The sequence below is a fragment of the Marinomonas sp. G8-14 genome, assembly GCF_055808935.1.
The window spans coordinates 2,564,293-2,590,828 of record NZ_CM147891.1 but is presented as its reverse complement, the minus strand read 5'-3'; the positions used below and the strand labels follow the sequence as shown (position 1 = coordinate 2,590,828).

The window sequence follows — 26,536 nt, the reverse complement described above, 5'->3', positions numbered from 1 at the left end:
GTCGAGGTTCAAACATACAGGGGGATCGCTCCTAATTAAATTTATAAATCTCGGAGAAGACGCATGTTCAATTATAAAAAGAAAGTTGCGCTTATGGGTGCATTGTTATTCGCATCGGGTGCTGCATTGGCTGATTACCCAGAAAAACCTATCACATTAATCGTTGGTTTTTCTGCGGGTGGTGGCACTGATGTGATGGCCCGTAATATTGCCCCGTACATTGAAAAATATCTTGGAAATGATGCCAGTATTGTCGTTAAAAACGTTCCTGGTGCTAGTGGACAGATTGGTATTACCGAAGTCGCACATTCAGATCCAGATGGTTACACCATAGGTACGTATAATCTTCCAGGTATGATGGCGCGCACATTAGATAGAGAGGCTAAATATTCAGTAGACAGTTTTACTTACCTTGCCAATATCGTTAGCGATCCAAACGTTATCGTGACGTCTAAAAAATCTGGGATTACCAATGCCAATGAATTTATCGAAGCGGCTAAAAAAGCGCCTAAATCTATTACCGTTGGCATGTCAAGTCTAGGGGGTGATGATCATCTTGGTCTAACTAAGTTTCAAAATATCACCGATACAGAATACACCATCATTCCTTTTAAAGGCTCTTCTGGAGCACGTACCGCGGTAATGGGTGGACATGTTGCGGCTGCCGTTTTGAATATTTCTGAAGTGGCGGCTTTTAAAGATGAGTTGAATGTTATTGGTGTTGCTCAGGCAAAACGTTCTGAATTTGCTCCAGATGTTGAAACCTTTAAAGAACAAGGCGTGGAGTTTTTCAACGGCGCATTGCGTGGTTTTGTTGCACCGGCAGGTTTACCAAAAGAGGTAGAGTTAAAACTTCTAGAGGCGTTTAACCGTGCCGCTAACGATCCTGAATTGTTGGCGAAAATGAAGGCAACCGCGAACCCTGTTGAGGCGTCTATCGGATCTGATTTTAAACAGTTAAATGATGAATTGTATAAATTGGCGAAACAAGTGTGGGAAACCACGCCTTGGAAATAACGTACAGAGTGCGGAGGATTGCCTCCGCACCATAATTTACCTAATAGGTAGTGGCTTGTGATGAATAATAACAATACAAATCCATTGTTGCGGCCGATGATAGTAATTGCATTTTGCATTTTTATCGCATCAGCTGCGTTCCTCCTTCCAGCGTTGGAACTGACAGGTAATGCTTCCTTGTTACCCGTTGCTATGCTTATTGCGCTGATGGTGTTGTCGGTTATTTTAGTTATAACAGATATTAAAAAGGCTAGAACGAATAAAGCGCTTACTAAACCTGCTCTTCAATCCCCAGGACGTGTATTTGGTGCACTACTATCGGTTTTTGTATTCGTCGTCAGTGTCGATCTTTTCGGATTTTATTTCGCTACCGCTATTTTTGTTCCTGTGGCAGCGTATCTTTTTGGTTGTCGAAGTCTAAAAGTTTTGGTGGTTGCTGATGTGATCGTTGTAGCCGGTATTTATTTAATCTTTGGCATGGCGATGGCTAAAGATTTTCCTATGGACTCCATTTGGTAGAGGTGACAGATTATGTATATGGATCTAATTTCAGCTCTTCCGAGCGTACTCACGTTTGATAATTTTTTTGCCGTTGTTATTGGTGTGCTATCTGGTATTGCTGTAGGGGCTATGCCAGGCCTTAGTGCAACGATGGCTATCTCTGTTTTGGTGCCTTTTACATTTGGCCTAGATCCATTAGTGGCATTGGGATTGATGGCCGGTATTTACAATGGTGCTATGTACGGTGGTGCGATTCCAGCCGTATTACTGCGTATACCAGGCACACCTGCTGCGGTAGCGACCAGCTTTGATGGATACCCTATGGCTCAACAAGGTCGTGGCGGTTTTGCTTTACAGGTTGCGGTAGTTTCTTCCGCCATTGGTGGTATTGCTAGTGCTCTAGCTTTGATGTTGCTTGCACCACCACTGGCAAAAGTCACATTACTATTTGGGCCATCAGAAGTATTTTGGATCGCTGTGTTCGGTCTATGCAGTATTATCTTTTTGCTAGGTGAAAGCCCAATAAAAGGTTTGATTAGTGCTTGTTTCGGTATTTTTGTCTCCATGGTGGGGGCTGATCCTATTACCAGTGAAGACCGTTTTACTTTCGGGCAGCTTGAGTTGCTAGATGGTATCAACATGGTTATCTTGTTGGTTGGTCTTTATGCTATGCCGCCGGTAATAGATTTGCTTGAGCAGCCATTAGAAACGAAAGAAGCGGGTAAAGCGCTAAAAACAGAGTCCTTGTTACGTAGCTTGCCGAAGATGTTCCGCTTTTGGAAAACTTGGCTTCGTTCCTCTTTCATTGGAATCTGGATTGGTATTTTGCCAGGTGCTGGCGGTTCAATGGCAGCCTTCATGGCTTACAATGAAGCACGCCGTACCAGCAACAATCCAAGCGAGTGGGGACAAGGTGAACCTGAAGGCGTTGCCGCAGCTGAAACGGCGAATAATGCTGATACGGCATCGGCACTTATTCCTGCATTAACGCTAGGTATTCCTGGTACTGCAGTAGCTGCAGTCATGCTCGGTGGTCTATTAGTGCATGGTTTGCAACCTGGACCAATGTTATTCCGCGATAATCCGGATATTGTTTTCGGTTTTATGTGGCAGTTCTTGTTCGGCGCTATTTTGTTGATTTTCCTTGGAGGATCATTAGCAACCAATAGCTTCTCCCATCTATTAAAACTTCCTCGTCCAGTATTGGGATCTATCATCATTGTGTTGATGTTTATCGGAGTGTATTCGATTAACGAACGGATGTTCGATGTCTACCTAATGTTGGGATTTGGCTTAATTGGCTATGTCATGGACAAGTTCAAATTTCCATTACCTCCTGTGGTATTGGGTTTGATCTTAGGTGGCTTTGCTGAAGAAAACCTACGCTTAACTCTGTTGATTGGTCAGGGGCAATGGTCTGCATTATTTGCTAACACTACAAGCTTAGTGTTGGTGGCTATGACTATTGCGGTTGTGGTTGGCCCTATGATCAAACGCCGTCTTGTCAAAAATCGTCAATCTAAGGGGTAATGAACATTGAACTGGTAAGGGCTAGCTTCTAAGTGAGGTAGCCCTTTCTTTAGTAAGTGGTCAAGCACCTTTCCTAGTTTTGTTAACAATAATAAATAGAGCGAAAATGCTACGGAGACTTATATGACTTTAAAAATGATTGTTGCCAGTGCCATTATGGCTTGTACAGTTGTCGTACATGCAACTAGTTGGACTGGTTATACTTATTCTTCAGTATCTACGACGGCAGCGGTGAAAGGTATGTACCGTATTAGTGAGCGCGTTGCTGCCGAAACCAATGGTGATGTAGATATCAAAATTCACCTTGGTAAAACCTTGCAAATTAAATCCTCTGATATTACTCAAGCAGTAGGTGACGGTATTGTTGATTTCGCCGCGGATTTCTTCTTTTCTGGTAACGTACCGATTGCTCGGGTACTGAATCTGCCAATGTTAATTAATAATGATCAAGAGTGGCAAAAAGCCTACGCAGCTATGCAACCTATGCTTGAAGACGCCTTTGCACGGCAAGATGTTGTGTTGTTAGGGGGCTACCGTTATCCACAACAGGTCTTTTTTACCACTTTTCCGGTTAATCAACTGAGTGACATCAAAGGTCATAAAATCCGTGTAACTTCCCCTGAGCAAGGTCACTTTGTTGAGGCCTTTGGTGGTTTACCTATCACGCTTTCTGGTAGTGAAGTACCAACTGCGCTTGAACGTGGTGTGATTGATGGGGTGTTAACGGCCAGTGCTGGTGGGGCGAAGAAGTGGCATGAATTTTTGCCAAACAATTATCGCTTTGCGGTGAACTATGGTAACTCCATGATCATTGCGAACATAGATTCGTTTGAAGATTTAGATAAGAAAGATCAAGCAACACTTCGTGCCATTGTTTCTGAAGAAGGCGAGAATATCTCAGCTGAATTCATTGAAGATGAAAAAGCACAAATGGCTTTTCAGCAATCGAAAGGTATGACCATCGCCATGCCTGCTGAGAGCGATGCTAAAAAGGCCAATGATTTACTTCGCCCTTACTGGTTTGAGTGGGCAAAAGACAATGGTCCTGAATACGAAGAAGCATTGGCATTAGTCCTAAAAGCGATTGGTAAGTAATTATGCACTCTGAGCAACCTTTGAAAGGTGTGGCGCCCGCTGCACCTCTTTTTAATTTTTTGGGTAAAAGCATCGGCGTACTTTCATCCGTTATGTTGTGTGCGTTAGTCACTTTTGTGTCATTAGAAGTTTTCTTGCGATCGGCATTTGGCTACTCACTTGGTTTTGTTGAAGAAGTGACGGGGTATTTAGTGGTTGCACTCACCTTATTTGGGGCGGCAATGGCTGTGCGAGCAAATTCTTTATTCCAAGTACAAGTGGTGTTTGATGTTTTACCGCTTAAGTTAAGAAGGTTGCTTGGCACGCTATTCACTCTCGTTGCCATTGTTATTTGTGTTGTGTTGGCTTGGAAAACCTTTAGCTTAGTCGAAAGCTCTTTTGGTCGTGGGAAGTTTGCGCCAACCGTATTGCGTACGCCTTTATGGATACCACAAACGCTTTTACCTTTAGGTTTTATTGTCATTGGGGTGTTCCTAATGGAGCATCTCCTTATTCTGTTACGCATGAAAGAAGGCCATAACTAATGGAAGGCATTTTAATATTTGGTCTTCTTGTAGGACTTATTATTGGTGGGATGTGGGTGCAGTTTGCTGTTGCCAGTGCTGGGCTTGCATACCTGTGGGCAATAAAGGGCTTTGCTGGTTGGAAAGCTTTAGGCATAGTAAGTTGGGGCTCTGCGAATAGCTTTACTCTTGCTGCTATTCCCTTATTTATTTTAATGGCGGAAATCTTATTAGGGTCAGGATTAAGTTCTCGACTTTACAACGGTGTTTCGCCATTCGTGCGTCGCTTACCTGGTGGTTTGTTGCATACTAATATTGCTGGTAGCGGTATATTCGCTGCCATTTCAGGAGGTAGTGCACCAACAGCGGCGGCGATGTCAACTGTCGCGTTACCAGAGTTGTCATCACGTGGCTATAACGTCCGTTTGGTTTCTGGATCTTTGGCAGCAGGGGGGACCTTAGGGATTTTGATTCCGCCTTCGATCACAATGATCATTTATTCAACCTTTACTGAAACATCCATCGCGCAACTATTTTCCGCAGGTTTATTGCCAGGGATTTTGTTGGCTGTGTTTTATATGGGCTTGATTATGATTCGTTGCATTATGAATCCAAGCTTTGCGCCAGCTGATAAAAGTACGTTAACTTTTAAAGAGCTTTATACCGCCGCGCTGGATGTGCTGCCGTTCTTAATGCTGATCTTTATTGTTTTGGGCAGTATTTATGGTGGTATTGCCACACCAACAGAAGCAGGAGCAGTAGGCGTTTTGGGTGCCATGTTAATTGCGGGCATATACAAACGTTTGAATCTTGCTCTGCTGCAGAATGCGCTATCCCGCACGATCAAAATGAGCGGTAATATCCTGTTCATCGTTTTCACTTCGATGATTTTTGCTTACGCCACAGCCTTGTCTGGAGCGGGTGAAACCTTGGTGAACTACTTACAAGATGCTGATGTTTCACGTATTGCGTTTCTCATTATTGTTATGGTGATCTTTGCTATCTTAGGTTGCTTTATGGAAGGTCTAGGGATGATAGCGATTATTGTACCCGTGATTTTCCCTGCTTTGATCGCATTGGATATTAACCTTATTTGGTTCGGTGTGTTTGTTGTTATTTTGGTAGAGCTGGGGCAGCTCACGCCACCATTGGGGGTGATCTTGTTTGTGGTCGCCAGTTCATCCGAAAAGGTAAAAGTAGAAGATGTCGTTCTAGGGACGCTGCCATTTTTTATTGTGATAGTAGGGTTTCTTTTCCTATTAATGGCGTTTCCTGAGATTGCTTTGTATTTACCCTCATTAACAACAGGTTGATAACATGACGTATCCTCTTCCAGAACCCGCGGTATTTGATGCCGAAGTTTTTACTCAGTTACCTGAATCCTTACGTCGTCCAAATGTGACTTCTTATTGGGCGGCTCGTAATAAACGTGGTGCTACGGTAGATAGTTTCATTGAAGGTCCATCATTTGATCGAGATGGAAATTTATATTTTGTTGATATTCCGTTTGGACGCATTATGCGGGCAGATCTCGCTGGAAATGTTTCGCAAATTGCGGAATACGATGGTCAGCCTAACGGCTTAAAAATCCACAAAGATGGCCGCATTTTTATCGCTGATTTTCAGAATGGCATCATGCAACTTGATCCGAAGACGGGGGACGTTAAGTCTGTCTTGAAGGACTGTGATTCTGAAGGTTTTAAAGGCTGCAATGATTTGCACTTTGGCCCTGATGGTACCCTTTACTTTACGGATCAAGGCCAGACGGGACTGCATGACCCCACTGGTCGAGTATATCGCTGGCAGCCTGATACAGGTGAGTTGACTTGTCTAATTGATACGGCTCCTAGTCCAAATGGCTTGGTATTAGATGTAAACAGTCATGTTTTATATTTGGCGGTAACACGAGCGAATGCTGTATGGCGTTTACCTTTGTCGGAAAGTGGTCGTGTTAACAAAGCAGGCTTATTTTTGCAGTTTAATGGTGGCCGGGCAGGTCCAGATGGTTTAGCTTTGACAGCACAAAATGGTGTCGTTGTTTGTCAAACTGGCATGGGCTTGGTTTGGGTTCACGATAATCTTGGTCGTCCAATTGCCATTGTTCGATCTCCGAAAGGTTTGGGGACGACTAACTGTGCTTTCGGCGGCAAAGATTTACGAACTTTGTTTATTACTGAATCAGATACAGGAACTATCCTGAAAGTGGAGTTTCCACAAGAGTTGAATATTTCAGGACACCCCCTGTATTCAGGTTATATGGGCAGTTAATCATGTGAGCGGTGTGATTTGTACGGGCAAATAACCGTCAAATTGGCCGCTCATGTAGTTGAGCCACCCGTAGGTGATGTTTGGTTTTCATCAAAGATTAAACGTCGGCGCAAATACGGTTTTACCCGGTTTCCCTGGGATCTCTTTGGCGAGCCTTGGCACCAAATAACCTGGTAGTTCTGCGGCGACTTTTCCCATGAGTCGCTGGGCATCTTCGATATGGATATCAAAATGCGCTGCACCTTCTACAGGGTCTAGTGTGAACATGTAGTAGGGCAGAATGCCGGCTGCAAAGACCGTTTCACTTAGATTCACTTGGGCTTCTACTGAGTCGTTGATGCCTTTTAATAGGACACCTTGGTTAAGTAAGGTGACCCCCGCTTGCTTGAGCTTAGCCGCCGCTAGAGTGAGGCTCATGGTCGACTTCATTGGCATGATTGATGTGCCACACCATCACAATATCGAGCCGAGAGGCTTGAATCCAGTCAATCATCTCTGTGCAGACACGCTCAGGAATCACCACAGGTAAACGGGAATGAATACGCAGTCGTTTGATTTGCGGCAAAGCTTCGAGTTTGCGTACTTTGTTAGCGAGCAGTGCGTCTTTCATCATCAAAGGGTCGCCACCACTTAGGATGATCTCGTTGATTTCAGGGTGATGTTTGACGTAGTCAATGACCGATTGCCATTCTGCCTGGGCCAACTGATTGTCGCCATAAGGAAAGTGACGACGGAAGCAATAGCGGCAATTGACTGCACAGGTCCCTGTAGTGATGACTAACAAGCGACGCTTGTATTTATGCACGATGGCTTTTTGCGGGTTATGATCGGCTTCTTCAAGTGGGTCTTTCGTGTATCCGATGACTTTTTGCATTTCAGCAGCGCTGGGTAGAATCTGCAATAGCAGGGGATCCTGAGGATTACCATATTCCATGCGAGACAAATAAGGGCGAGGCACCAATAATTTGAAACTCTGGTGTGCCTCTACGCCTTGTTGAGCAAGACTTTTTGGCAAGCCTAAATGCTCAACCAGCTCGGGTAATGAGGTGAGCGCCTGTGATAGGTGTTGGGACCAGCTTAAATTCTGATTAGTTTGAATGGGTATCACGTCAAATATCTGCAAAATTATGTTCTTTTGGGTTATGATTGCGCCAACTTATTTTGGCCAATTAGGCCAGTGGCTCTCAGAGATCTTTGCAAACTCTCTTTTTATTGCCCATTAGGGCGTTGAAAAGATGCTAAAAAGAAGTTTGCAGAGATCTTGGGACTGACATGATACGCCAGTCAGAGCTTTTTCTCTAAAAATATACTGTGAGGATGTATGGCTAATATTTCTACCAGCGAAATGCGCAGCGGTTCTAAAGTAATGGTCGACGGTGATCCATGTGCGATTATTGACAACGAACACGTTAAACCAGGAAAAGGCCAAGCCTTTAACCGCATTAAGCTGCGTAACCTAAAAACCGGTCGTGTTTGGGAACGTACTTTTAAATCTGGCGACAGCTTAGAAACCGCGGATGTAATGGACACCGATATGGAGTACTTGTACACCGATGGTGAGTTCTGGCACTTCATGGCAGTAGACGGTTCTTTCGAACAACACGCGGCGGATGAAACCGCTGTGGGAGAGGCTATGAAATGGCTTAAAGAGCAAGAAAAATACGTTGTTACATTGTACAACGGTGCGCCATTGGCTGTGTCTGCGCCTAACTTCATTGAGCTTGAAGTAAAAGAAACGGATCCAGGTGTCAAAGGCGATACGGCTAACGGTGGCTCTAAACCAGCTACTTTAGTAACCGGTGCGGTTGTAAAAGTGCCGTTATTTATCAATATTGGTGAAGTATTGCGTATTGATACGCGTACAGGTGAATACGTTTCTCGCGCCACCGGTAAGTAATTCCTAATTTAGCGCCATCAACATAAAAAAACCTCCGACGGGAAACTATCGGAGGTTTTTTTATGTTGAGTGTTAAGAATATTATTGTTTTGTTTTATGTAAAATAAACCAATAAGCTGATAATGTTTAGTTCCTTAAGTATTTTCATTTTGAGGCTTCTGCGTGACGTTGCAAAGAATTCACACCTTCCGAAGTCGAATCACTATATTAACGGGAGGATTGTTACTGTCTCTCAGTTTAGTACTGGTTACCTCTTCTTATTATGTGGCGTCGACACGCCTCTCTAATGCCAGTGGCGAGTATCTGGTTGGCATTAGCCAGTCTATTTCGAACATGCTTACGGCGAATTTAATAGAGCGTGAGCGAGAGATCATTTTGCTTAGTAAGCGGCTTTCCTTATACCAAAGTGACAACCTGAGTGAATTACAGCAGACCATTGACCAAATAAAAAACTCTTATAAACATTATGCTTGGATAGGCTTTGCCAATGCCGATGGGGTTGTATTGGCGTCGAGTGATGGTTTATTGAAAGGGGCGGATGTTAGTCAACGTCCTTGGTTCATCAATGGACGATCTGGTCCTTTTATTGGAGACCTCCATAAAGCATTATTATTAGAAAGTTTGTTACCAAAACCGGAAGATGGTTCAGCCATTCGTTTTGTGGATTTTTCAGCGCCTGTAATCAATGAAGATGGTAAATTAGAAGGCGTTGTGGCCACCCATGCGAATTGGCTCTGGGCAAAAGAAGTGCTGTCTTCTTCTTTTACTGAAGCGTCTAAAACAAAAGAAATTGACATGTACATTGTTAATAATGATGGTGATGTCTTGTATCCAGACAATCATCTAGGTGATATTTCTGTTCCTACAACATTACCTAAAGATGGCCAATTTGAATCACTTATTTGGCAGGATGGAAAAGATTATCTCACCAGCACAGCGTTTGTTGACTCACCTGAATCGACACATCTGGGCTGGCGTATTGTGGTTCGTCAACCTGTCGCTATCGCCATGTCAACGGTTAACGAGTTGCATAAGCTATTACTAACGCTCGGTATTATATCAACTCTATTTTGTATGATTTTGGCGTATCGGTTAGCTGGGATGTTGAGTTTTCCTTTGGAGCGATTGGCTGGAACGGCAAAGCGTATTCAACAAGGTGATAAAAATGTTACCTTTCAAGAAGATAATCAGTTGCATGAAGTCACCAGTTTGAGCCGTTCACTACAAGACATGATGTTGTCGTTATTGGATCGTGAGCAGACACTGTTGCAATTGAACAGTACTTTAGAAGCTAAAGTACAATCTAGAACGGCGCAATTAGAAGCAACCAATCAATCTTTAAAGGCAATTGTGCGTCAGGATCGCCTTACTCAAGTATATAACCGATTAGCATTAGACGAAGAACTGATAAAGCATTATGAATTAGCACGAGAATCAGGTAACCAATTTGCGATTATCATGGTGGATGCGGACCATTTTAAAAAGATAAATGATCAATATGGACACACTATCGGCGATAAAGTACTTAAGAGAATGGCCGCGGTATTGAAAAATTTGGTTGATAATAGCGGAATAGTTGCACGATTTGGTGGAGAAGAATTTACCGTTTTACTGCCTAATACAGATGTTGAAAACGCTCAGAAAATGGCTGAAATACTGCGCGAACATATAGAAAAAACAGAGATGGCAGATGGTTTATACATTACTGCGAGCTTTGGTGTTGCCATGTACAGCGCAGATGATGACCATTATGAGCAAGTATTAAATCGTGCGGATGCAGCACTGTATAAGGCTAAAGAAACAGGGCGAAACAAAGTTGTTTTTAGTTATTGATGTTGTTCATCCTTACTTGATGGCAAAACGCCTCGATATGTTTGTATCGAGGCGTTTTGATTGTTTTGGGAAAAGGTCATCCACATAAGGGTAAGGTGACGCGTTTGCCCCTCTCTTGAGCAAGTGACTATTTAGTAGAAATTACTTTATCAACTGATAAGGCACCTGCACCGCTGAATAGCAAAGATACAGCGATCACCAAAAGCGTTAACGCGTATTCATAACCGTTGTTTGCCATGAACAAGCCATTTGAAAAATGCACAGAGAAAATGGCTATAAGCATAGTAAAAGCAACCACCGCAGCCGCTGGGCGAACCAGCAAACCGATAACGAGTGCTAAGCCGCCAAAGAATTCGGCGCTACCGGCTAAAAGTGCCATCAAGTAACCCGGCTCTAAACCGATAGAGGCCATCCACTGACCAGTGCCCTCCAAACCATAACCGCCAAAAGACCCAAACAATTTTTGTGCGCCATGTGCCATTAGGATTAAACCTACGGGAATACGCAGAATGGTGCTAGCGATGCCAGACGTTGTGTTAGTAGTTTTTTGAATGAAAGATGCCATATTTATTTACCTCGGTGTGAGTGATGCTCTGCTTAAGTTGTGTGTACTATATATAAAAAAAGAAATAGAGTAACGGAGCTTTTTGAGGTAATTGATCAAAAAAATTGAACATTCACTGAAATGCTGCCTCGGATGCGCTTTTTATTGGTAAATCTCCCTATTTGGTTTAGTTATAAGCAAAAAAGTAGCAGAACTTTCCGTGGTTAGAGTGATAGCGTGTTGATACCTTTCAATAACAATAAGCAGGATAAAACATGTCTCAAACATTAACAGGGAAAGTCGCCGTAGTGACGGGTGGCGCATCCGGAATCGGTCTTGCTAGTGCCGAAGCCATGATGGCCGAAGGCGCACAGGTAGTTATTGTTGACCGAGATGAGTCGGCACTAAAGGCGTTGCAAGACAAACATGGCAGTGCGGTTGTGACCTTAGTGGTGGATTTATTGGATCCTGCCGCGTGCGCAGCCTTGATACCAAACATTTTAGCAAAAACCAACGTCATTGATATTTTTCACGCTAATGCGGGCTTGTATGTGGGCGGAGATCTTGTTGATGCCGAAAATGATGCGATAGATCGTATGCTCAATTTAAACATTAACGTGGTGATGAAAAATGTCCGTGATGTTTTGCCGCATATGATGGAACGAGGCGTGGGCGATATATTAGTCACCAGCTCTTTGGCGGGGCACTATCCGACGCCTTGGGAGCCGGTTTATGCGTCATCGAAGTGGGCGATGAATTGCTTCGTGCAAACCGTACGTCGTCAAGTGGGTCAGCATGGTATTCGTGTTGGCTCGGTATCGCCTGGTCCAGTGATCACGTCGTTATTATCTGATTGGCCAGCAGAGAAACTTGCAGAGGCGAAAGCGAAAGGCAGCTTGATGGATGCCAGCGATGTGGCAGAAGCTTTGATCTTTATGTTAACGCGTCCTCGTCATGTGACGATTCGGGATGTGGTGATGTTGCCGTCGCAATTTGACCTATAACTCGCCATTCGGCTTATGACACTGATCTAAAAGAAAAAGGGAATGACCCACTTGGTCATTCCCTTTTTCGTTTTTACGAAACCGCATGCGAGAAAGTTACAGCTTAACGATCAATTTGCCGGTATTTTTCCCTTCAAATAACAGGTTAATGCCAGTGGTGGCGCTTTCAATGCCTTCAATCACATGAGACTCGATATTTTAATTCGCCTTTGCCTAACATAGCGCCCAGTGCTTGGCCGTATTCTGGAATACGATGGAAATGGTCCGGCATGGTGAAGCCTTGAATAGACAAGCGGCGTTTAATAATGCCGACCCAGCTTGGTCCAGGCGCTGGTTCTGCTTTTTGGTAGTCTGCAATCATACCACATACGGCAATACGTCCATGGGCATTCATGCGTTCAAAAATTGGTCCCTGCGCGGCACCGCCAGTGTTTTCGAAGAACAGGTCAATGCCATTTGGTGTGGCTTGGGTCAGTTGTTCGACAAAATCGGCGTCTTTGTAATTAATCGCATGATCAAAGCCCAGCTCTTTGGTCAACCATTGGCATTTTTCATCCGAACCTGCGACACCAACCACGGTTAAACCAAGGTTTTTCGCCATTTGACCAACAAGAGAACCGACAGATCCTGCCGCGGCAGTGACGATCAGCGTTTGCCCCGCTTCTGGTTTAAGTACTTCAAACACACCGTGATAGGCGGTAATGCCGGGTAGAGCAATAACAGATAAAATCGCTTCGGCAGGCAATTCTTTTGGAATGACGTTTAAACCATTGCCATCACTAATGGCATATTCTGTTAACCCCATTAGCCCCATGACACGAGCACCAACGGGGAATTTTTCATTATTGGAGGCAACCACTTCACCTATGCCACTGGCGCGCATGGTATCGCCTAATTTAACGGGTGGAATATAGCTGTTTTCATCTGGGACTCATCCAACCACGCATAGCCGGATCGAGAGAAAGATGGGACAGCTTTACCAAGACTTCGCCTGCTGCTGGGCTTGGGATATCTTGAGTGACCATGTCAAAGATATCGGGTGTTATTTCTAATTCAGGGCGTTTTATTAATTTTACGGAACGATATGACATTGTAACGACTCCTTTTCCTAACCAAGTTAGAACCATGTTTTGGGGTGTTTTTCTTGAACTAAAGGTTAGGATTGAAGGAGTAAATGTGCAATTGCTCCAATCTTATTAAGTCTTTGCTTTTATTAAACGGTTGATTATTTCGCATAAGCTGATCAATTGTTGATAAGTACTGTGTTTATCCCCAGTATTTTCCAACGGCCAACCGCAGTTGATGCGGAAGCAATCGTGGTAGAAGTCATGGGTACTGAAGCACGCGCCGCTGCGGATGTCGATGCCCTGTTTATTGGCTTCTTTTTCAAGCTGTACCGCATTTAGGCTGGGGATTTGCACCCACAGTACGATACCGCCTTGTGGTGCGCTGATTTTGGCTTGTTCAGGTAAATGCTCAATCAAACATTGCTGATAATGGTGGATGTGTTGGTTCAAAACCGTACGAATTTTATTCACATGAGAGCGATATTCGCCAGTGTTAATAAACTCCGCCATGCAGGACTGTATCAGCCCGTTCACCCCAAAGCTGGTTAAGGCGTGTTGTTTGAGATAAGGCGTTAAATATCGTCCCGGAATGCACCAACCAAGTCGCAGGCCTGCCGCTAAGGTTTTTGAAAAAGACCCGCACCAAATCACATAACCTTCCTTGTCCCAATATTTGGCGGGTAGTGTTTGCTGTTTTTGGTGGCTTAATTCGAAATACACATCGTCTTCTATCATAGGCGTTTTGTATTGTGCAGCGAGTTTGGCTAAAGCTTGTTTTTGCTCAACGGGCAGCGTCATACCCGTTGGATTCATATTTGAGGTGCTAAACAGTGAGGCTTTAATCAATCCTTCTTGCATTAAGGTTTCTAGATGGTCCAAATCCAAGCCTTGGTCACTAATAGGAATTTCAATTACGTTGCGAGACAGGGCGCTGAGCAAATCGAGTAAACCACTAAAACAGGGCGAACTAATGGCAATGGTGTCGCCTTCTTTGGTCACGCTTTCTATCGCCAGTCTTACCGCATCGATACAGCCATTGGTAATGACAAAGTCTGCGGCTGAAAAGGCGAGATTGTGATGACGAAAATGCTCGGCTAGCGCACTTCTTAACCCCTTGTCGCCTTGTGTCTCTGGATATTGAAACAGATGTTTTTCGGCTCTTTGGGTGACACGTTTAATGCTGCGTTGCAGTGCGACGCTCGGTTGTAACTCTGGCGCAATCATTGAGGTACCGAGCGGACTAAAAAGCGCCGAGGCTGGGTTATAGCCATTGAGTGGCGCGAAGCGTTTTGGGTCCCGTTGTTCAATACTTCTGATGTCTAGGCTGGGGAATGTTGTGGCTTCGAGTTGATTGGCAACAAAATAGCCAGACTGAGGCTGCGCATAAATCCAACCAGTTTGCTGCAGGTAATCGTAGGTTTTAGTCGCTGTTGTCATGCTCACTTGATGCTGCTTTGCCATGGTTCGTAACGCTGGCAAACGACTTCCGGCAGGCAGTCGTTGTGCTTGTATGTCGTCGATATAATGCTGAGCAAGTGTTTCGTAAAGCGCCATAACCTCTCCAAAAGTGTTTCCCTTCTCTAAATTGTACTCTTATTTTTATGAAAAATTGAATCTGTGTTCTTTTTTGTTTCCTAGTGATACTAGCGGCAATGTTGAGTCAGTGTGGTGCTTCTTCTCGAAACTAGCGCTTACCGCATCGAAACATGGTGTTTATTGGAATGTTGCGATACGCATAATTTACTAGAAAATTTAGGAACGAATGATGAAACTACGAGACTTTGGGTTGCTGTTTGCCTTGATGGCGTTATGGGGATTGAATTTCAGTGTGATCAAGCTGGGTGTGAACAGTGTTCATCCTTTAGTGCTCACTGCGTTAAGATTCAGCTTTGCGGTTTTTCCGCTGATCTTTTTTATTAAAAAGCCAGATGCGCCGTGGCGTTATTTGATCGCTTATGGTTTATCTTTTGGTGTCGGCGTATGGGGATTAACGACCTTATCAATTGGTGCGGGTGTTTCGGCTGGAATGGCGTCTTTGTTATTGGATATGAGTGTTGTCAGTAGCTTGCTGGTGGGTTGGCTATTTTTAAACGAAACCATTACTCGCAATAAGCTACTGGGCGCTGGATTGGCATTACTTGGATTGGCTTTGATTATGCAAGCTGATGGTGGCTCGGTGACAGGTAAAGGTTTGGTGTTGGTATTGATGGCGTCGGTTTTTTGGAGTGTGAATGGCTTGATTGTAAAGCGCGCAAACACCAAAGCGATTTTTGCTTTTAACATCTGGGGAATGGTGTTTGCACCTTTGCCTCTATTGTTTCTGGCAGTAATTTCTGAAGGTGCACACGTGATTACTGAATTGCCGAATCAATTTACATCTTGGACGTTATTTTCGGTGCTGTTCCAAGCTTACCCGACAACATTATTGGGTTACTGGTTTTGGAATAAAATGATCATGACATACTCGGTTTCGAGTGTCGCGCCGATGACATTATTAGTACCTGTGTTTGGTATCTTAGGTGGCTATTGGTTTTACAATGAGCCTATTGAACCGAGTCAGGTAATAGCGGCGGTGTTGATTTTATTGGGGTTGTTTGTGGGGCAAATGGCAATGCCGAAATTGAGTTTCTTGAAAAGACTGAGAGGTGATTCATGCAAGAAATCCACTATGTTTTGATATTAATTGGTGCTTTTGTCGCTATGGCTAGTCCTGGGCCTGCGACCTTGTCGATTGCATCGACATCAATGAATCAAGGGCGATTGCAAGGTTTAGCGTTGGCATCTGGAATACTAACAGGCTCGGTATTTTGGTCTTGTTCAGCGGCCTTTGGTTTAGGTGCTGTGCTGTACGCGAATGTCTGGCTATTCGAAAGCTTACGGTATGTTGGCGCAGTCTATTTATTATTCTTAGCGTACAAATCTTGCCGTTCAGCAATGACGAATAAATCGGATACGAGCAAAATGTTGGCCACGCTAGAAACCAAACCAATGTCTTCGCGCGCTGCTTATTTTCGTGGTTTAGCCATTCATTTAACCAATCCTAAAGCTATTTTGTTTTTAGGATCGCTATTCGCTATGGGAATGCCGAGTTCGGTTTCCACCCAAGGTTTGTTGTCTGTGATTGTCCTATTAACGATTCAAAGTGCCTGCATAAATTTGGGCTACGCTGTGTTGTTTTCGAACCCAAGAATTCGCCAAGGCTATTTCAAAATGAAACGCGGCTTTGATGCTGCCTTCGCGCTGATGTTTGGCACAGCGGGCATTAAAATATTGTTGAGTAAAGTGAATATGTAACACCGTATTTGTTATCATGTACTTTATTTTTCAGAGTGCTTTTCTATGTACGACGCTTCTTTGTGGCAACCCAGCGCGGATCTCTCGATTTTGCAAAAGCGTGCGCAGTTACTAAAAGCCATTCGCGCTTTTTTCGATTCTCGTGAAGTGATGGAGGTGGATACTCAGTGTCTGTCTCTGGGCAGTATTACGGATCCACACATTGAAGTATTAACCAGTCACACGCGTTCCCAAGGTCAAGATCTGACCTATTACCTACAAACCTCGCCGGAGTTCGCGATGAAGCGGTTATTGTGCGCGGGTTCTGGTTCTATTTATCAATTAGGGAAGGTGTTTCGCGCGGAAGAAATCGGCCGCCGCCACAGCATTGAATTTACTATGTTAGAATGGTACCGAGTCGGTTTTGATCATTGGCAGTTGATGGATGAGATCCAAAATCTGCTGTCTGTGTTATTGGGTGATGCTTCGTTGACTTGTGAACGACTCAGTTATCAAATGGCATTTTTACGTCACACGGGATTGGATCCTTTCACCGCGACATTGTTCCAGTTACAAGAATGTGCTCATGAACACACAGAATACGGCTTACAGGAAGATGATCGCGATACCTTGCTTGAGTTACTTTTTTCTAGTGTAGTTGAGCCTGCTATTGGTAAATACGTCCCTTGTTTTATTCACAGTTATCCCGCTTCGCAGGCGGCACTTGCCAAAACTCATTTTGATGAAAAAGGGCAGTTGGTCGCAGCGCGATTTGAACTTTATTGGCAAGGAATGGAGCTGGCAAATGGCTATCATGAACTAACCGATGCTAAAGAGCAGGCAAGACGTTTTGCAGAAGACAAAGCAACACGTCAGGAAATGCGTTTGTCGCCCCGACAGTTTGATGAACGATTGATTACGGCTTTAGGTAAAGGTTTACCGGATTGTGCGGGCGTGGCGTTAGGTGTGGATCGTTTGTTGATGTTAATGTGTCATAAGTCACATATTGCTGAGGTCTTGCCCTTTGCTCACGCGAGAGCCTAATCATGTTGCGACAAGCTGAGAGCGCTAATAACAATAAGGTATTTTAGGTGAGAGTCTTGAAAGAACAGTACGCTTTTAGAATGAGATGGCTTTTTTCATCTAAGCAGTTAATTTGGCTTTATCTAAGTGCTTTTTTGATTGTCGTTTTGTTGATTTGGAAAGGTGGCGAAGCTCTACGTAACCAGCAAATTAAAGCCTTACGTATCGACTCTTTCGAGCAATTGAATCAGCTTGCTAGTGTGCTTGAGAGTGCCATTGCTAAGTATCAGCACATGCCAACTCTGTTGGCCTCGAACGATAGGGTAAAAAAGGCGCTGCGTGATGGCCTGGAATCTGACATTAATCAGCTTAATCGTGAACTTGAGCAAATCAACCGCATCACCGAAGCCTCAGACAGCTATATTTTAAACACAGATGGCTTAACCATTGCGGCGTCGAATTATCGAGAAGAGACCAGCTTTGTTGGCGGCAATTTCTCTTTCCGTCCTTATTTTAAAGACGCTATTCAAGGCAAACCAGGGCGTTATTATGCGCTTGGCACCACGTCTAACCGTCGTGGTTATTATTTTTCTTATCCTGTTTATGAAGGCAGTTCGATCATTGGTATTGCAGTTGTTAAAGTAGATTTAACGCAATTTGAAAAACGTTTTACCAACCAAAACTTCGAGTTTTTACTGTTAGATCCCGACAATATTGTGTTCAGTAGCTCTCGTCCTAATTGGCTGTATCGAGTGTTAGGGGAGCTATCCCACATTGAGTTACAACGTATTGCTGATTCACAGCGTTACTTTGGACAGTCGATTGAAAAGCTAGCCATCGTTTACCAAAAGCCGTTTGATGAAAAGTCACAGATTGTTGATGTGTTGGAAAACACCGTAACGGACGGTAAAGAGGAATTGCAGCGGCTATCTTTTTTAAGAATGAGTCGTCCTATTCGGTTGTTGGATTTCCAAATATCCATTTTGGCGCCGCTGAAAATTATCAACGAGGAAATTTCTCTATGGCGGACGATTTTCGCGGGTGGCGTCACTATTACGGCCTTATTGTTTGGTCTGGCAATGCTGCGTCGTCGAATGCTCAGAGAACGTTCCGATGCCAATGAAATGACACGCCATAACCAAGCGTACATTCGTGAAGTCATCCAAAATACGCAAGCGGGCTTGGTGACCTTGGATGAACATCACAAAATAGAATCTTTTAATCCGGCGGTAGAAAAGTTAGTAGGTCGCCCATTAGCTCCCTTAGTCGGGCAGCCACTGGGGAGATTATTTCAACCTGATGAACAAGATTCTACCGTACTCTCTTCTCATGTAGACTTTTGGGATGCTGCTAATGATTTGGGTATTAAAGTGCTGACTCGGGAAGGACATTTATGCTACTCCGATCAGACCGTTCCTGTGGAAATGACCTTGTGTAAAATGCAGTTACCAAATCGGTTGAGTTATTTGGTCACTTTTCATGATATGACCGAGCGTAAACGGTACGAGCAAGACATTACCCAAGCGCGAATAGAATTAGAAGAGCGAGTAAAAGAACGTACTGTTGAATTAGAGGGGGCCAATACTCGATTGCGACATGAGATAGAAGAGCATAAAGGTACGCAACGGGAGTTGATTCAAACCGCGAAGTTAGCGGTATTAGGACAATTAAGTGCCGGGCTAAATCATGAGTTGAACCAGCCTTTGACGGCGATTCGAGCCTTTGCCGGAAACGGTTTGAAGTTTTTAGATCGTGGTCAATACGAACAAGCCCACACGAATTTGCAGCACATTAGTCAATTAGGTCATCACATGGGAGATATTATCGCGCGTTTTAAAGTCTTTGCGCGCAAAGGTGATGTTCATCAAGGGCCTATTGCTGTGCAAACTGCGATAATGGGCGCATTGAAAATTATGGGTCCACGTTACAAAGAAGTGGGTATCGAGTTGTTGGTGACAGAAGATCAGGGCTTTATCGTCAATGGTGATATGGTTTTTTTAGAGCAAGTCTTAGTGAATTTATTAGCCAATGCCGCTGATGCGATCTTAGAGGCATCGGACAGCCCAAAATGTGTTTGTATCGAGCAAACATGCGAGGAAAACCAAGTTGTTATTTGCGTTCAAGATTCGGGTAACGGTTTGAGTGATGAGGCGATTCGACACCTGTTCGAGTCCTTTTTACGTCTAAATCGTCCGGTTTAGGATTGGGATTAGGCTTGTCGATTAGCCAACGTATTGTTGAAGCAATGGGTGGGCAAATTAGTGCCAAAAATCGAGACTCAGGAGGCGCTGAGTTTTGTGTTAGGCTACCTCGTTTTAATCACCAATCGTCCCAGTCTCTTCCTAGAGAGTGTAAAGAGGAAATCTAATGCCGGACAGCAAGCAAGTACTTTTAATTGATGATGAGCAAGCGGTTCGTATGGCCATTTCTCAGACCTTGCAGCTTGAAGATTTTCAAGTTCTTGAGTTTGCTTCGGCACAAGGTGTGGTGGAAAGGTTGTCTTTAGATTGGTCTGGCGTGATTGTTAGTGATATTAACCTGCCGGGCAAAAGTGGCTTGGAATTGTTTGAAGAAGTTAAAAAGATTGACGCAGAAATCCCTTTTATTTTGATCACAGGTCACGGTGATATTAGCATGGCGGTGAGTGCTATTCGTGATGGCGCTTATGATTTTATTGAAAAGCCCTTTTCCAATGAAGATTTCCTTGAGGTGGTACGTCGCGCTTCAGAAAAACGTCGCTTAACTTTAGAAAACCGTAATTTACGTTTAGAACTGGTGGCGCAGAATGCCCCTGGCCCACGGATTATCGGCAATACACCGGGAATACATCGCTTGCGTCAGGCGCTATTGCATGTGGCGGATACCGGTGCGGATATTTTGATTCAAGGAGAAACGGGTACAGGCAAAGAATTGGTAGCGCGTTACATTCATGAACACAGTTCTCGTCGAGGTCGAACATTTGTGGCAATCAACTGTGGTGCTGTGCCGGATTCGATTATGGAGTCAGAACTCTTTGGTCATGAAAAAGGTGCCTTTACCGACGCTAAAGCCCAACGTATTGGTAAACTTGAGCATGCTAATGGCGGCACGCTTTTCTTAGATGAAATTGAAAGCATGCCCATGTCTATGCAAATTCGTTTATTGCGGGTTTTGGAAGAGCGTCGCTTAGAGCGTTTGGGTTCTAACACAGCGATTGATCTGGACCTGCGCATTTTAGCCGCCACTAAAGTGGATTTAAAACAACTGAGCGAAAGTGGAACGTTTCGTGAAGACTTGTATTACCGGCTTAATGTTGTGCGTGTTGACATTCCTCCTCTACGGGAGCGCAAAGATGATATTTCTCTGTTGTGGCAACATTTCTGTCTGGTCGCTATTGCGCAATACAAACGTGAATCGGAACCACTGTCTGCTGCGCGTATGCACAGTTTGTTAAGTTATGATTGGCCGGGAAATGTGCGGGAGCTACGTAACCTTGCTGAGCGTTATGTGCTGATGGGTGAGGCGGGTTCGTTTGAGTTTGACCAGATCATTATCAATGAAAACAATCCTGGTGTAATGACGCTACCAGAACAGATAGAACGCTTTGAAAAAACCTTATTGGAACAAGAACTGCTGCGTCAAAAAGGCTCCATCAAAGATACTATGGATGCGCTTGGGCTACCGCGCAAAACCCTCTACGATAAAATGCGTAAATACGGTTTGGATAAAGATATTTATAAACAATAATAGACGCTTTGGTATAGTCTATATTACTAAGACTAATGGGCTTGTTGAGATTTCTACGGCCCATTTTGTTATTCTATCAGCCGCCCCATTTTGCTGACTTTTTTGCCGATTGTATGACTTTATCTGCGCTATTGTTTGAGCAAGTATCGCCACCTATCTTTTTTCTTCTTGTTCTTGTTTCTGGAATGACCTCTTTTTTTACGGCGAGCTTTGGTGCTGGTGGTGGGGTGATGTTACTAGGGGTAATGGCGCAGGTCTTGCCACCGCAATTCATTATTCCTCTGCATGGTGTCGCGCAGTTAGGATCGAACGCTGGACGCGCTGCCATGAGTTGGCGGCATATTGATTGGAAGCTGATAGGGGCTTTTTTACCTGGTGCCTTGCTGGGAGCTTTTATTGGCAGCTTGGTTTTAGTAGCGTTACCCGCCGCCATCATGTATTTGACCATTGCCTTATTTATTCTGTATCTGTGTTGGGGACCTAAGTTGCCTAAGATGGTGTTGGGAACATGGGGAAGCATGATTGCGGGTAGTGTGACGACCTTTATTACGCTTTTTGCTGGAGCAACAGGGCCTTTAGTCGCAGCGTTTGTTAAACAAATTCACGCGGATCGCTTTCGGACTGTGGCAACGTTTGCCATGGCGATGTCGTTACAGCATATTTTAAAGGTCGCCGTGTTTGAAGCTGCTGGTTTTCCTCTTGGTGCGTGGTTACCTCTATTAGCTTGTATGATTCTGAGTGGCGCTTTGGGTACTTGGATCGGGCTGAAATTACTAAAACGCATGCCTGATCGTTATTTTCATCGTATTTTTAATCTAGTGTTGACGCTCATGGCGTTAAGGTTAATCTGGCAGTCCTTTGCCTTAATGATATAACGAGCTTAGTGCTAATCTCCTGGTGCTCAATCTCCCAGTACTAGGCCTTCTCGTCTTGGGTCGGCGCCGCCGAGCAAGGTATTATTATCGATGACGATTCCTTGTATCCCAGAGTTCAAATCTTGTATCGATACTTTGAAGCCCATATCGGTAAGGGGGTTTTCTAACGCCGTCGCTTGAGTACCCTTTTCAAGATTGAAGGTGCCAAATTGATTAAGCATATTAGGCAGTGAAATCGCTTCTTGTATGTCCATTCCCCATTCAAGGTGTGCGATCAATGTTTTAGCCACGTAACCTATTATGCGAGAACCGCCGGGAGAACCAACGACCAAGTAAGGTTTATCATCTTTCATGACTATGGTAGGAGACATGGAAGAACGAGGGCGTTTACCAGGTTCCAAACGGTTGGCAATGGGATAGCCATCTTGGTAGGTTTTAAAAGAAAAATCGGTTAATTCGTTGTTTAGCAAAAAGCCGTTTGCCATCAGATGGGAGCCAAAACCATTTTCAATGGTGGTTGTGACGGAGACCGCGTTGCCTTCTTTGTCGACAATAGAAATATGACTGGTTGAAGGCAACTCAAGCGATATATCGTCTGCTTGTTTAATAGGGTGTCGCCATTCAGGCTCCCCAGCAGACACAGAGGTTAAGGCTTTTCCTGGGGTGATTAATTTCGCCCGTTCGGCAAGGTAGCTTTTATCTAATAAACCTTGTGGCATGGGCACAAAATCAGTGTCTGCTATGTAACGGCCACGATCGGCAAAGGCAAGACGAGAGGCATCGCCGATAATCTGCCACGCTTCAGGCGAATTGGCCCCTAATTTAGCAAGATCAAATTGCTCGGTAATCCCCAATATTTGCCCAACCGTTAAGGCGCCGGAACTTGGTGGTCCCATGCCGCAAATGTCATACTCTTTGTAAGGCAAGCACACTGGAGCACGCTCTTTTACGCGATAGCTGGTAAAGTCTTTTTCTGATAACACACCGGGATTATCTAAAGCCCCGCGCACTTGAGAAATAATATTTTGGGCAATTTGTCCATTATAAAACTCATCAGCACCATAGGTGGCTAAGGTCCGTAAAGTTGTATAGTACTGGGTGTTTTGTAAACGGCTACCTGCTTCGACAGGTGTATCATCAAGATTAAAGAAATACGCTTTGGTTTCTGGGTAGCGTGATAAGCGCTCTGCACTTTCTTTGATGGCACCGGCTAAGCGTGGTGAGACAATAAAGCCTTCTTGAGCGAGTTTTTCCGCTGGGGCCAGCAGATCAGCCCATGGCATTTTGCCATAGCGAGTGTGAAGTTCTCCCATCAGTTTGACTGTACCAGGAGTTCCGACAGAACGACCACCTACAACCGCGTCGTAGAATGCAAGTGGTTTACCGTTTTCATCTTGAAAAAGCTCTGGTGTCGCTTCTTGTGGTGCAGTTTCTCGACCATCAAAGGTGGTGAGTTTTTTATTTGCCGCATCATAATAAACGACAAACGCGCCGCCGCCCAAGCCTGAAGATTGAGACTCGACTAGCCCTAGTACCATTTGTACAGCAACCAATGCATCAATTGCTGAGCCTCCTGCTTTTAGTACGTCGTAACCCGCTTTACTTGCCTCTGGATTGGCTGTGGCGACCATGAACTCTTTCGCTTTGGTCAGTGTTTTCTCTTCTATTCCACTGGCGCTCTCCGGGGCCATTGGGTCGACTGCCTGTGCCTCAGCAAGCAGGTCTTGGCTTGCTATAAAAAGAGGGATTGAGCATAAGATGTGTAACCAGCGTTTCTTAGGCGTCATAAAAATCCTTATTGATGAGAATGAAAGATAAATAGCGTATTTTCATCAGAACAAAAAAATTCAACTTAGTGAAGCCATAAAATCAATAGTGCTGTGATTTTAGCGAAAAGAAAGCGAAATGTTCGCGTATCTACGAGTCTGTAAAGCAAAAAAAACGCCCCGAAGGGCGCTAAACTTTGTAAGCTTTTCGCGTACATTACGAAGTACGCTGAGAAATTCAGAGAGGTTTATTGAATAATCTCTGGTCCCATTATGCTGTATGGCAGAGCGGTAGACAGTGCTGGAATGTAAGTGACCATTATCAAGAATACCATCAAGACCAACACGAACGGCATAGCGGCTTTTACTACGCGAGCTAAACTCATGCCGGTGATACTCGAGGTCACAAATAGGTTTAGACCAATAGGTGGCGTGATCATACCGATTTCCATGTTTACCACCATGATGATACCTAGATGAATAGGGTCTACGCCTAGCTCCATCGCAATCGGGAAGACGATAGGGGCCACGATAACCAATAGGCCTGACGGCTCCATGAACTGACCACCAATTAACAACAAGATGTTAACGGCGATTAGGAAGGTAAACCAGTTAAAGCCAACGTCGAGCATCCACTCAGTGATGGCTTGCGGAATACGTTCTGCTGATAAGGTGTGGGCAAACAACAAGGCGTTAGCGATGATAAACATCAGCATCACAGTTGTTTTTGTGCCTTCAAGCATGACTTTACGAGATTCTTCACCGAACAAAGAAGGGAAAAAACCACGTAGCATCATAGACAAGTTACGTCCCCAAATTGGCGTTCCAGCGGCCAAACAAGCTCCGACTGATTCTTCCAATTTGCTGGAGCGTTTGTAGACATAAAAAATCGCGATGATAACGGACATAATCGCGCCCCAAAGTGCCCGGTCACCACCTGTCACGGTTTCACTGCTTGCGAACGCAAAGAAAGACATGATTTCCCACACTAGGAAGAAAGATACCCCATAGACCATGCCGTTAAAGCCAACACGTGCATGAGGAGCGTCTTCGTCGTTCGTCCACGTTTTACCTTTCAATGGTCCCATGTCGCGATAAACAAACAAAGCGATAAACATGGAATAAACAGCAGCCACAACAGCGGCTTCTGTTGGTGTAAAGACACCACCGTAAATACCACCCATGATAATCACAACTAGGAATAAGCCCCAGCCTGCTTCTTTGCCACCTTTAACGATATGACTGAAGCCTTTCCATTCTTCTGCTGGTAGATTTTTTATGCGAGCGACTACATAAATTGCCAGCATCAGCATACCGCCTGCGATTAGGCCTGGAATCACCCCTGCTAAGAACATACGTCCAACAGAAACGTTAACAGACGCCGCATAAACCACCATAACGATAGAGGGCGGAATCAAAATCCCTAATGTACCCGCGTTGGCAATAATACCGGCCGCAAAGTCTTTTGAGTAACCCACTTGTACCATGCCTGCGATGGCAATGGTACCAATGGCAACCACTGTGGCTGGAGAAGAGCCAGATAAGGCTGCGAACATCATACAAGCCAATACCGACGCCATGGCTAAACCACCGCGGAAGTGACCAACGCTGGCGATTGCAAAGTTGATGAGTCGCTTAGCCACGCCCCCCGTCGACATATAAGACGAGGCAATGATGAAAAACGGGATAGCCAACAAGGTATAATGCTGACCAACCCCAAACAGAGAAATTGCTACGGATGACAGTGAATCGTGTGAGAAAAAAGCAATAAATAGTATGGACGATAAGCCCAATGAGATACCAACCGGCAAGCCGATAAACAGCAGGACGATTACCAATAAAAAGAGAATAAGTGATTCCACAATGAAGCTCCTGCGCTAGTCTTTCAAGACGTTTTGGTTTTCTTTAACAAGATCTTGTGCCTCATGGCCACTGATCAGCATGCTGCGTTTGTCTCGCGCAATATCAATAAATGCTTGTAAAGAACGATAAGAAAGTAACGCTAAACTGATAGGCAGAACAACCAGCACAAGCCAACGATGTACGCGAGGTCGCAAACCAAATAACTCTTGTACGAACTCTGGATAACGCAACTCCTCAGAGCCTATGCCAATTTTGAACATCTTCAACCAGTATTCGATAGCGCCACCGCTAACATTGACGCCAAGCATTGCCAACCAAGTTGAATCAAGCAGGATTAAGCCATATAGCATCGCAGCTGCAGCACCGATTAAAGACAAAGTTTTTGCTGTACGCTTAGGAACAGCATTCAGCACAATGTCGACACCAAGGTGAAGATTGGTTTTGATGCCGTAACTCATGCCTAATAAAATGAGCCAAGAGAAAGCCACCATATTAAATTCTAACGCAGCATCCCAGCCGGTATTAAACCCATAACGAGCAATGACCTGGCCAAAAGAGACAGCCATAATAGACGAAATCACTAGGACCAAAAGGTTTTCTTCTGCTCGTTCCATGACTTTGGGGAAGCGTTTTTCTAGTACCCAAAGAATGAATATAAAAATAAGTAAATAAAGGTGCGGCCAATATGCCATGGGGGTCTCCTAGTATTAAGTGGACCAGTACAAAATAGTAAGCAGTGTGTTGGTGTGCT

The 26,536-nt window shown here is 44.4% G+C and carries 24 protein-coding genes and 1 pseudogene; 16 read left to right on the top strand and 9 right to left on the bottom strand.

Features of this window, described 5'->3' with window-relative positions; all coding sequences use genetic code 11:
- Positions 1 to 63: 63 nt before the first annotated feature.
- From AC0L6V_RS13220 to AC0L6V_RS13190, 7 genes are all read left to right on the top strand, one after another.
- On the top strand, positions 64 to 1,017 hold the full coding sequence (locus tag AC0L6V_RS13220; RefSeq protein ID WP_265218273.1) for a Bug family tripartite tricarboxylate transporter substrate binding protein: 954 nt from the start codon (positions 64 to 66) through the stop codon (positions 1,015 to 1,017).
- A gap of 60 nt (positions 1,018 to 1,077) precedes the next feature.
- A complete protein-coding gene (locus AC0L6V_RS13215; RefSeq protein ID WP_418139091.1) occupies positions 1,078 to 1,536 on the top strand; it encodes a tripartite tricarboxylate transporter TctB family protein in 459 nt (152 codons plus the stop codon).
- Positions 1,537 to 1,548: 12 nt separating this feature from the next.
- The gene (locus AC0L6V_RS13210; protein WP_265218274.1) at positions 1,549 to 3,048 is read left to right on the top strand and encodes a tripartite tricarboxylate transporter permease; all 1,500 of its coding nucleotides are present in this window, start codon (positions 1,549 to 1,551) and stop codon (positions 3,046 to 3,048) included.
- 123 nt (positions 3,049 to 3,171) lie between these two features.
- A complete protein-coding gene (gene dctP / locus AC0L6V_RS13205; protein WP_265218275.1) occupies positions 3,172 to 4,143 on the top strand; it encodes a TRAP transporter substrate-binding protein DctP in 972 nt (323 codons plus the stop codon).
- A gap of 2 nt (positions 4,144 to 4,145) precedes the next feature.
- Entirely contained in the window at positions 4,146 to 4,667 is a 522-nt protein-coding gene (locus tag AC0L6V_RS13200) for a TRAP transporter small permease (RefSeq protein ID WP_265218276.1), read from the top strand.
- Positions 4,667 to 5,959, top strand: a complete 1,293-nt coding sequence (locus AC0L6V_RS13195; protein WP_409418639.1) for a TRAP transporter large permease — start codon at positions 4,667 to 4,669, stop codon at positions 5,957 to 5,959. The genes AC0L6V_RS13200 and AC0L6V_RS13195 overlap by 1 nt, the downstream gene beginning before the upstream one ends.
- Before the next feature lie 4 nt (positions 5,960 to 5,963).
- The gene (locus AC0L6V_RS13190) at positions 5,964 to 6,914 is read left to right on the top strand and encodes an SMP-30/gluconolactonase/LRE family protein (RefSeq protein WP_409418638.1); all 951 of its coding nucleotides are present in this window, start codon (positions 5,964 to 5,966) and stop codon (positions 6,912 to 6,914) included.
- A 90-nt stretch (positions 6,915 to 7,004) separates the two neighbouring features.
- Here AC0L6V_RS13190 and AC0L6V_RS13185 read toward each other — a convergent pair whose 3' ends face one another.
- Together AC0L6V_RS13185 and AC0L6V_RS13180 are read right to left on the bottom strand one after the other, a co-directional pair.
- Positions 7,005 to 7,331 carry a hypothetical protein gene (locus AC0L6V_RS13185; protein WP_418138341.1) on the bottom strand — a complete coding sequence of 109 codons (327 nt, stop codon included), beginning with the start codon at positions 7,329 to 7,331 and terminating at the stop codon, positions 7,005 to 7,007.
- The gene (locus AC0L6V_RS13180; RefSeq protein WP_418138340.1) at positions 7,306 to 8,037 is read right to left on the bottom strand and encodes a KamA family radical SAM protein; all 732 of its coding nucleotides are present in this window, start codon (positions 8,035 to 8,037) and stop codon (positions 7,306 to 7,308) included. The genes AC0L6V_RS13185 and AC0L6V_RS13180 overlap by 26 nt, the downstream gene beginning before the upstream one ends.
- Positions 8,038 to 8,235: 198 nt before the next feature.
- On the opposite strand from AC0L6V_RS13180, the gene efp reads away from it, so the two are divergent.
- Positions 8,236 to 8,811, top strand: coding sequence for an elongation factor P (gene efp, locus AC0L6V_RS13175; protein ID WP_265218280.1), 576 nt, complete (start codon positions 8,236 to 8,238; stop codon positions 8,809 to 8,811).
- Between the two features lie 162 nt (positions 8,812 to 8,973).
- Positions 8,974 to 10,644, top strand: coding sequence for a diguanylate cyclase (locus tag AC0L6V_RS13170; protein ID WP_265218281.1), 1,671 nt, complete (start codon positions 8,974 to 8,976; stop codon positions 10,642 to 10,644).
- Positions 10,645 to 10,771: 127 nt separating this feature from the next.
- Here AC0L6V_RS13170 and AC0L6V_RS13165 read toward each other — a convergent pair whose 3' ends face one another.
- On the bottom strand, positions 10,772 to 11,209 hold the full coding sequence (locus tag AC0L6V_RS13165; protein WP_265218282.1) for a DoxX family protein: 438 nt from the start codon (positions 11,207 to 11,209) through the stop codon (positions 10,772 to 10,774).
- A 254-nt stretch (positions 11,210 to 11,463) separates the two neighbouring features.
- On the opposite strand from AC0L6V_RS13165, the gene AC0L6V_RS13160 reads away from it, so the two are divergent.
- Entirely contained in the window at positions 11,464 to 12,192 is a 729-nt protein-coding gene (locus tag AC0L6V_RS13160; protein WP_111607087.1) for an SDR family oxidoreductase, read from the top strand.
- 175 nt (positions 12,193 to 12,367) lie between these two features.
- On the opposite strand, the gene AC0L6V_RS13155 is transcribed toward AC0L6V_RS13160, so the two are convergent.
- The 3 genes from AC0L6V_RS13155 to AC0L6V_RS13145 all read right to left on the bottom strand — a co-directional run bounded on the left by AC0L6V_RS13155 (position 12,368) and on the right by AC0L6V_RS13145 (position 14,813).
- A complete protein-coding gene (locus tag AC0L6V_RS13155; protein WP_321160292.1) occupies positions 12,368 to 13,075 on the bottom strand; it encodes an NADP-dependent oxidoreductase in 708 nt (235 codons plus the stop codon).
- Positions 13,076 to 13,112: 37 nt separating this feature from the next.
- Entirely contained in the window at positions 13,113 to 13,283 is a 171-nt protein-coding gene (locus tag AC0L6V_RS13150; RefSeq protein WP_418138339.1) for a hypothetical protein, read from the bottom strand.
- A 105-nt stretch (positions 13,284 to 13,388) separates the two neighbouring features.
- On the bottom strand, positions 13,389 to 14,813 hold the full coding sequence (locus AC0L6V_RS13145) for an aminotransferase-like domain-containing protein (RefSeq protein WP_265218283.1): 1,425 nt from the start codon (positions 14,811 to 14,813) through the stop codon (positions 13,389 to 13,391).
- A 211-nt stretch (positions 14,814 to 15,024) separates the two neighbouring features.
- Between AC0L6V_RS13145 and AC0L6V_RS13140 the strand changes: the two genes are divergently transcribed.
- The 6 genes and pseudogenes from AC0L6V_RS13140 (at position 15,025) to AC0L6V_RS13115 (ending at position 22,156) form a co-directional block, all read left to right on the top strand.
- Positions 15,025 to 15,936, top strand: coding sequence for an EamA family transporter (locus AC0L6V_RS13140; protein ID WP_409418636.1), 912 nt, complete (start codon positions 15,025 to 15,027; stop codon positions 15,934 to 15,936).
- Entirely contained in the window at positions 15,912 to 16,553 is a 642-nt protein-coding gene (locus AC0L6V_RS13135; RefSeq protein ID WP_265218285.1) for a LysE family translocator, read from the top strand. Before AC0L6V_RS13140 ends, AC0L6V_RS13135 begins: the two co-directional genes overlap by 25 nt.
- Before the next feature lie 45 nt (positions 16,554 to 16,598).
- Complete coding sequence (epmA, locus tag AC0L6V_RS13130) at positions 16,599 to 17,576, top strand: EF-P lysine aminoacylase EpmA (protein WP_265218286.1); 978 nt, start codon at positions 16,599 to 16,601, stop codon at positions 17,574 to 17,576.
- Between the two features lie 80 nt (positions 17,577 to 17,656).
- A pseudogene (locus AC0L6V_RS13125) lies at positions 17,657 to 19,923 on the top strand (ATP-binding protein).
- Positions 19,923 to 21,281: a sigma-54-dependent transcriptional regulator gene (locus AC0L6V_RS13120; protein ID WP_111638879.1), complete on the top strand. Its 1,359-nt coding sequence runs from the start codon at positions 19,923 to 19,925 to the stop codon at positions 21,279 to 21,281. Before AC0L6V_RS13125 ends, AC0L6V_RS13120 begins: the two are co-directional and overlap by 1 nt.
- A gap of 113 nt (positions 21,282 to 21,394) precedes the next feature.
- A complete protein-coding gene (locus tag AC0L6V_RS13115) occupies positions 21,395 to 22,156 on the top strand; it encodes a sulfite exporter TauE/SafE family protein (protein WP_409418634.1) in 762 nt (253 codons plus the stop codon).
- A 26-nt stretch (positions 22,157 to 22,182) separates the two neighbouring features.
- Here the strand turns inward: AC0L6V_RS13115 and ggt are convergent, their stop codons facing one another.
- The 3 genes from ggt to AC0L6V_RS13100 all read right to left on the bottom strand — a co-directional run bounded on the left by ggt (position 22,183) and on the right by AC0L6V_RS13100 (position 26,477).
- On the bottom strand, positions 22,183 to 23,943 hold the full coding sequence (gene ggt, locus AC0L6V_RS13110; RefSeq protein ID WP_418138338.1) for a gamma-glutamyltransferase: 1,761 nt from the start codon (positions 23,941 to 23,943) through the stop codon (positions 22,183 to 22,185).
- A 227-nt stretch (positions 23,944 to 24,170) separates the two neighbouring features.
- Positions 24,171 to 25,784: a TRAP transporter large permease gene (locus tag AC0L6V_RS13105; protein WP_265218289.1), complete on the bottom strand. Its 1,614-nt coding sequence runs from the start codon at positions 25,782 to 25,784 to the stop codon at positions 24,171 to 24,173.
- Between the two features lie 15 nt (positions 25,785 to 25,799).
- On the bottom strand, positions 25,800 to 26,477 hold the full coding sequence (locus AC0L6V_RS13100; RefSeq protein ID WP_265218290.1) for a TRAP transporter small permease: 678 nt from the start codon (positions 26,475 to 26,477) through the stop codon (positions 25,800 to 25,802).
- Between the last annotated feature and the right edge of the window lie 59 nt (positions 26,478 to 26,536).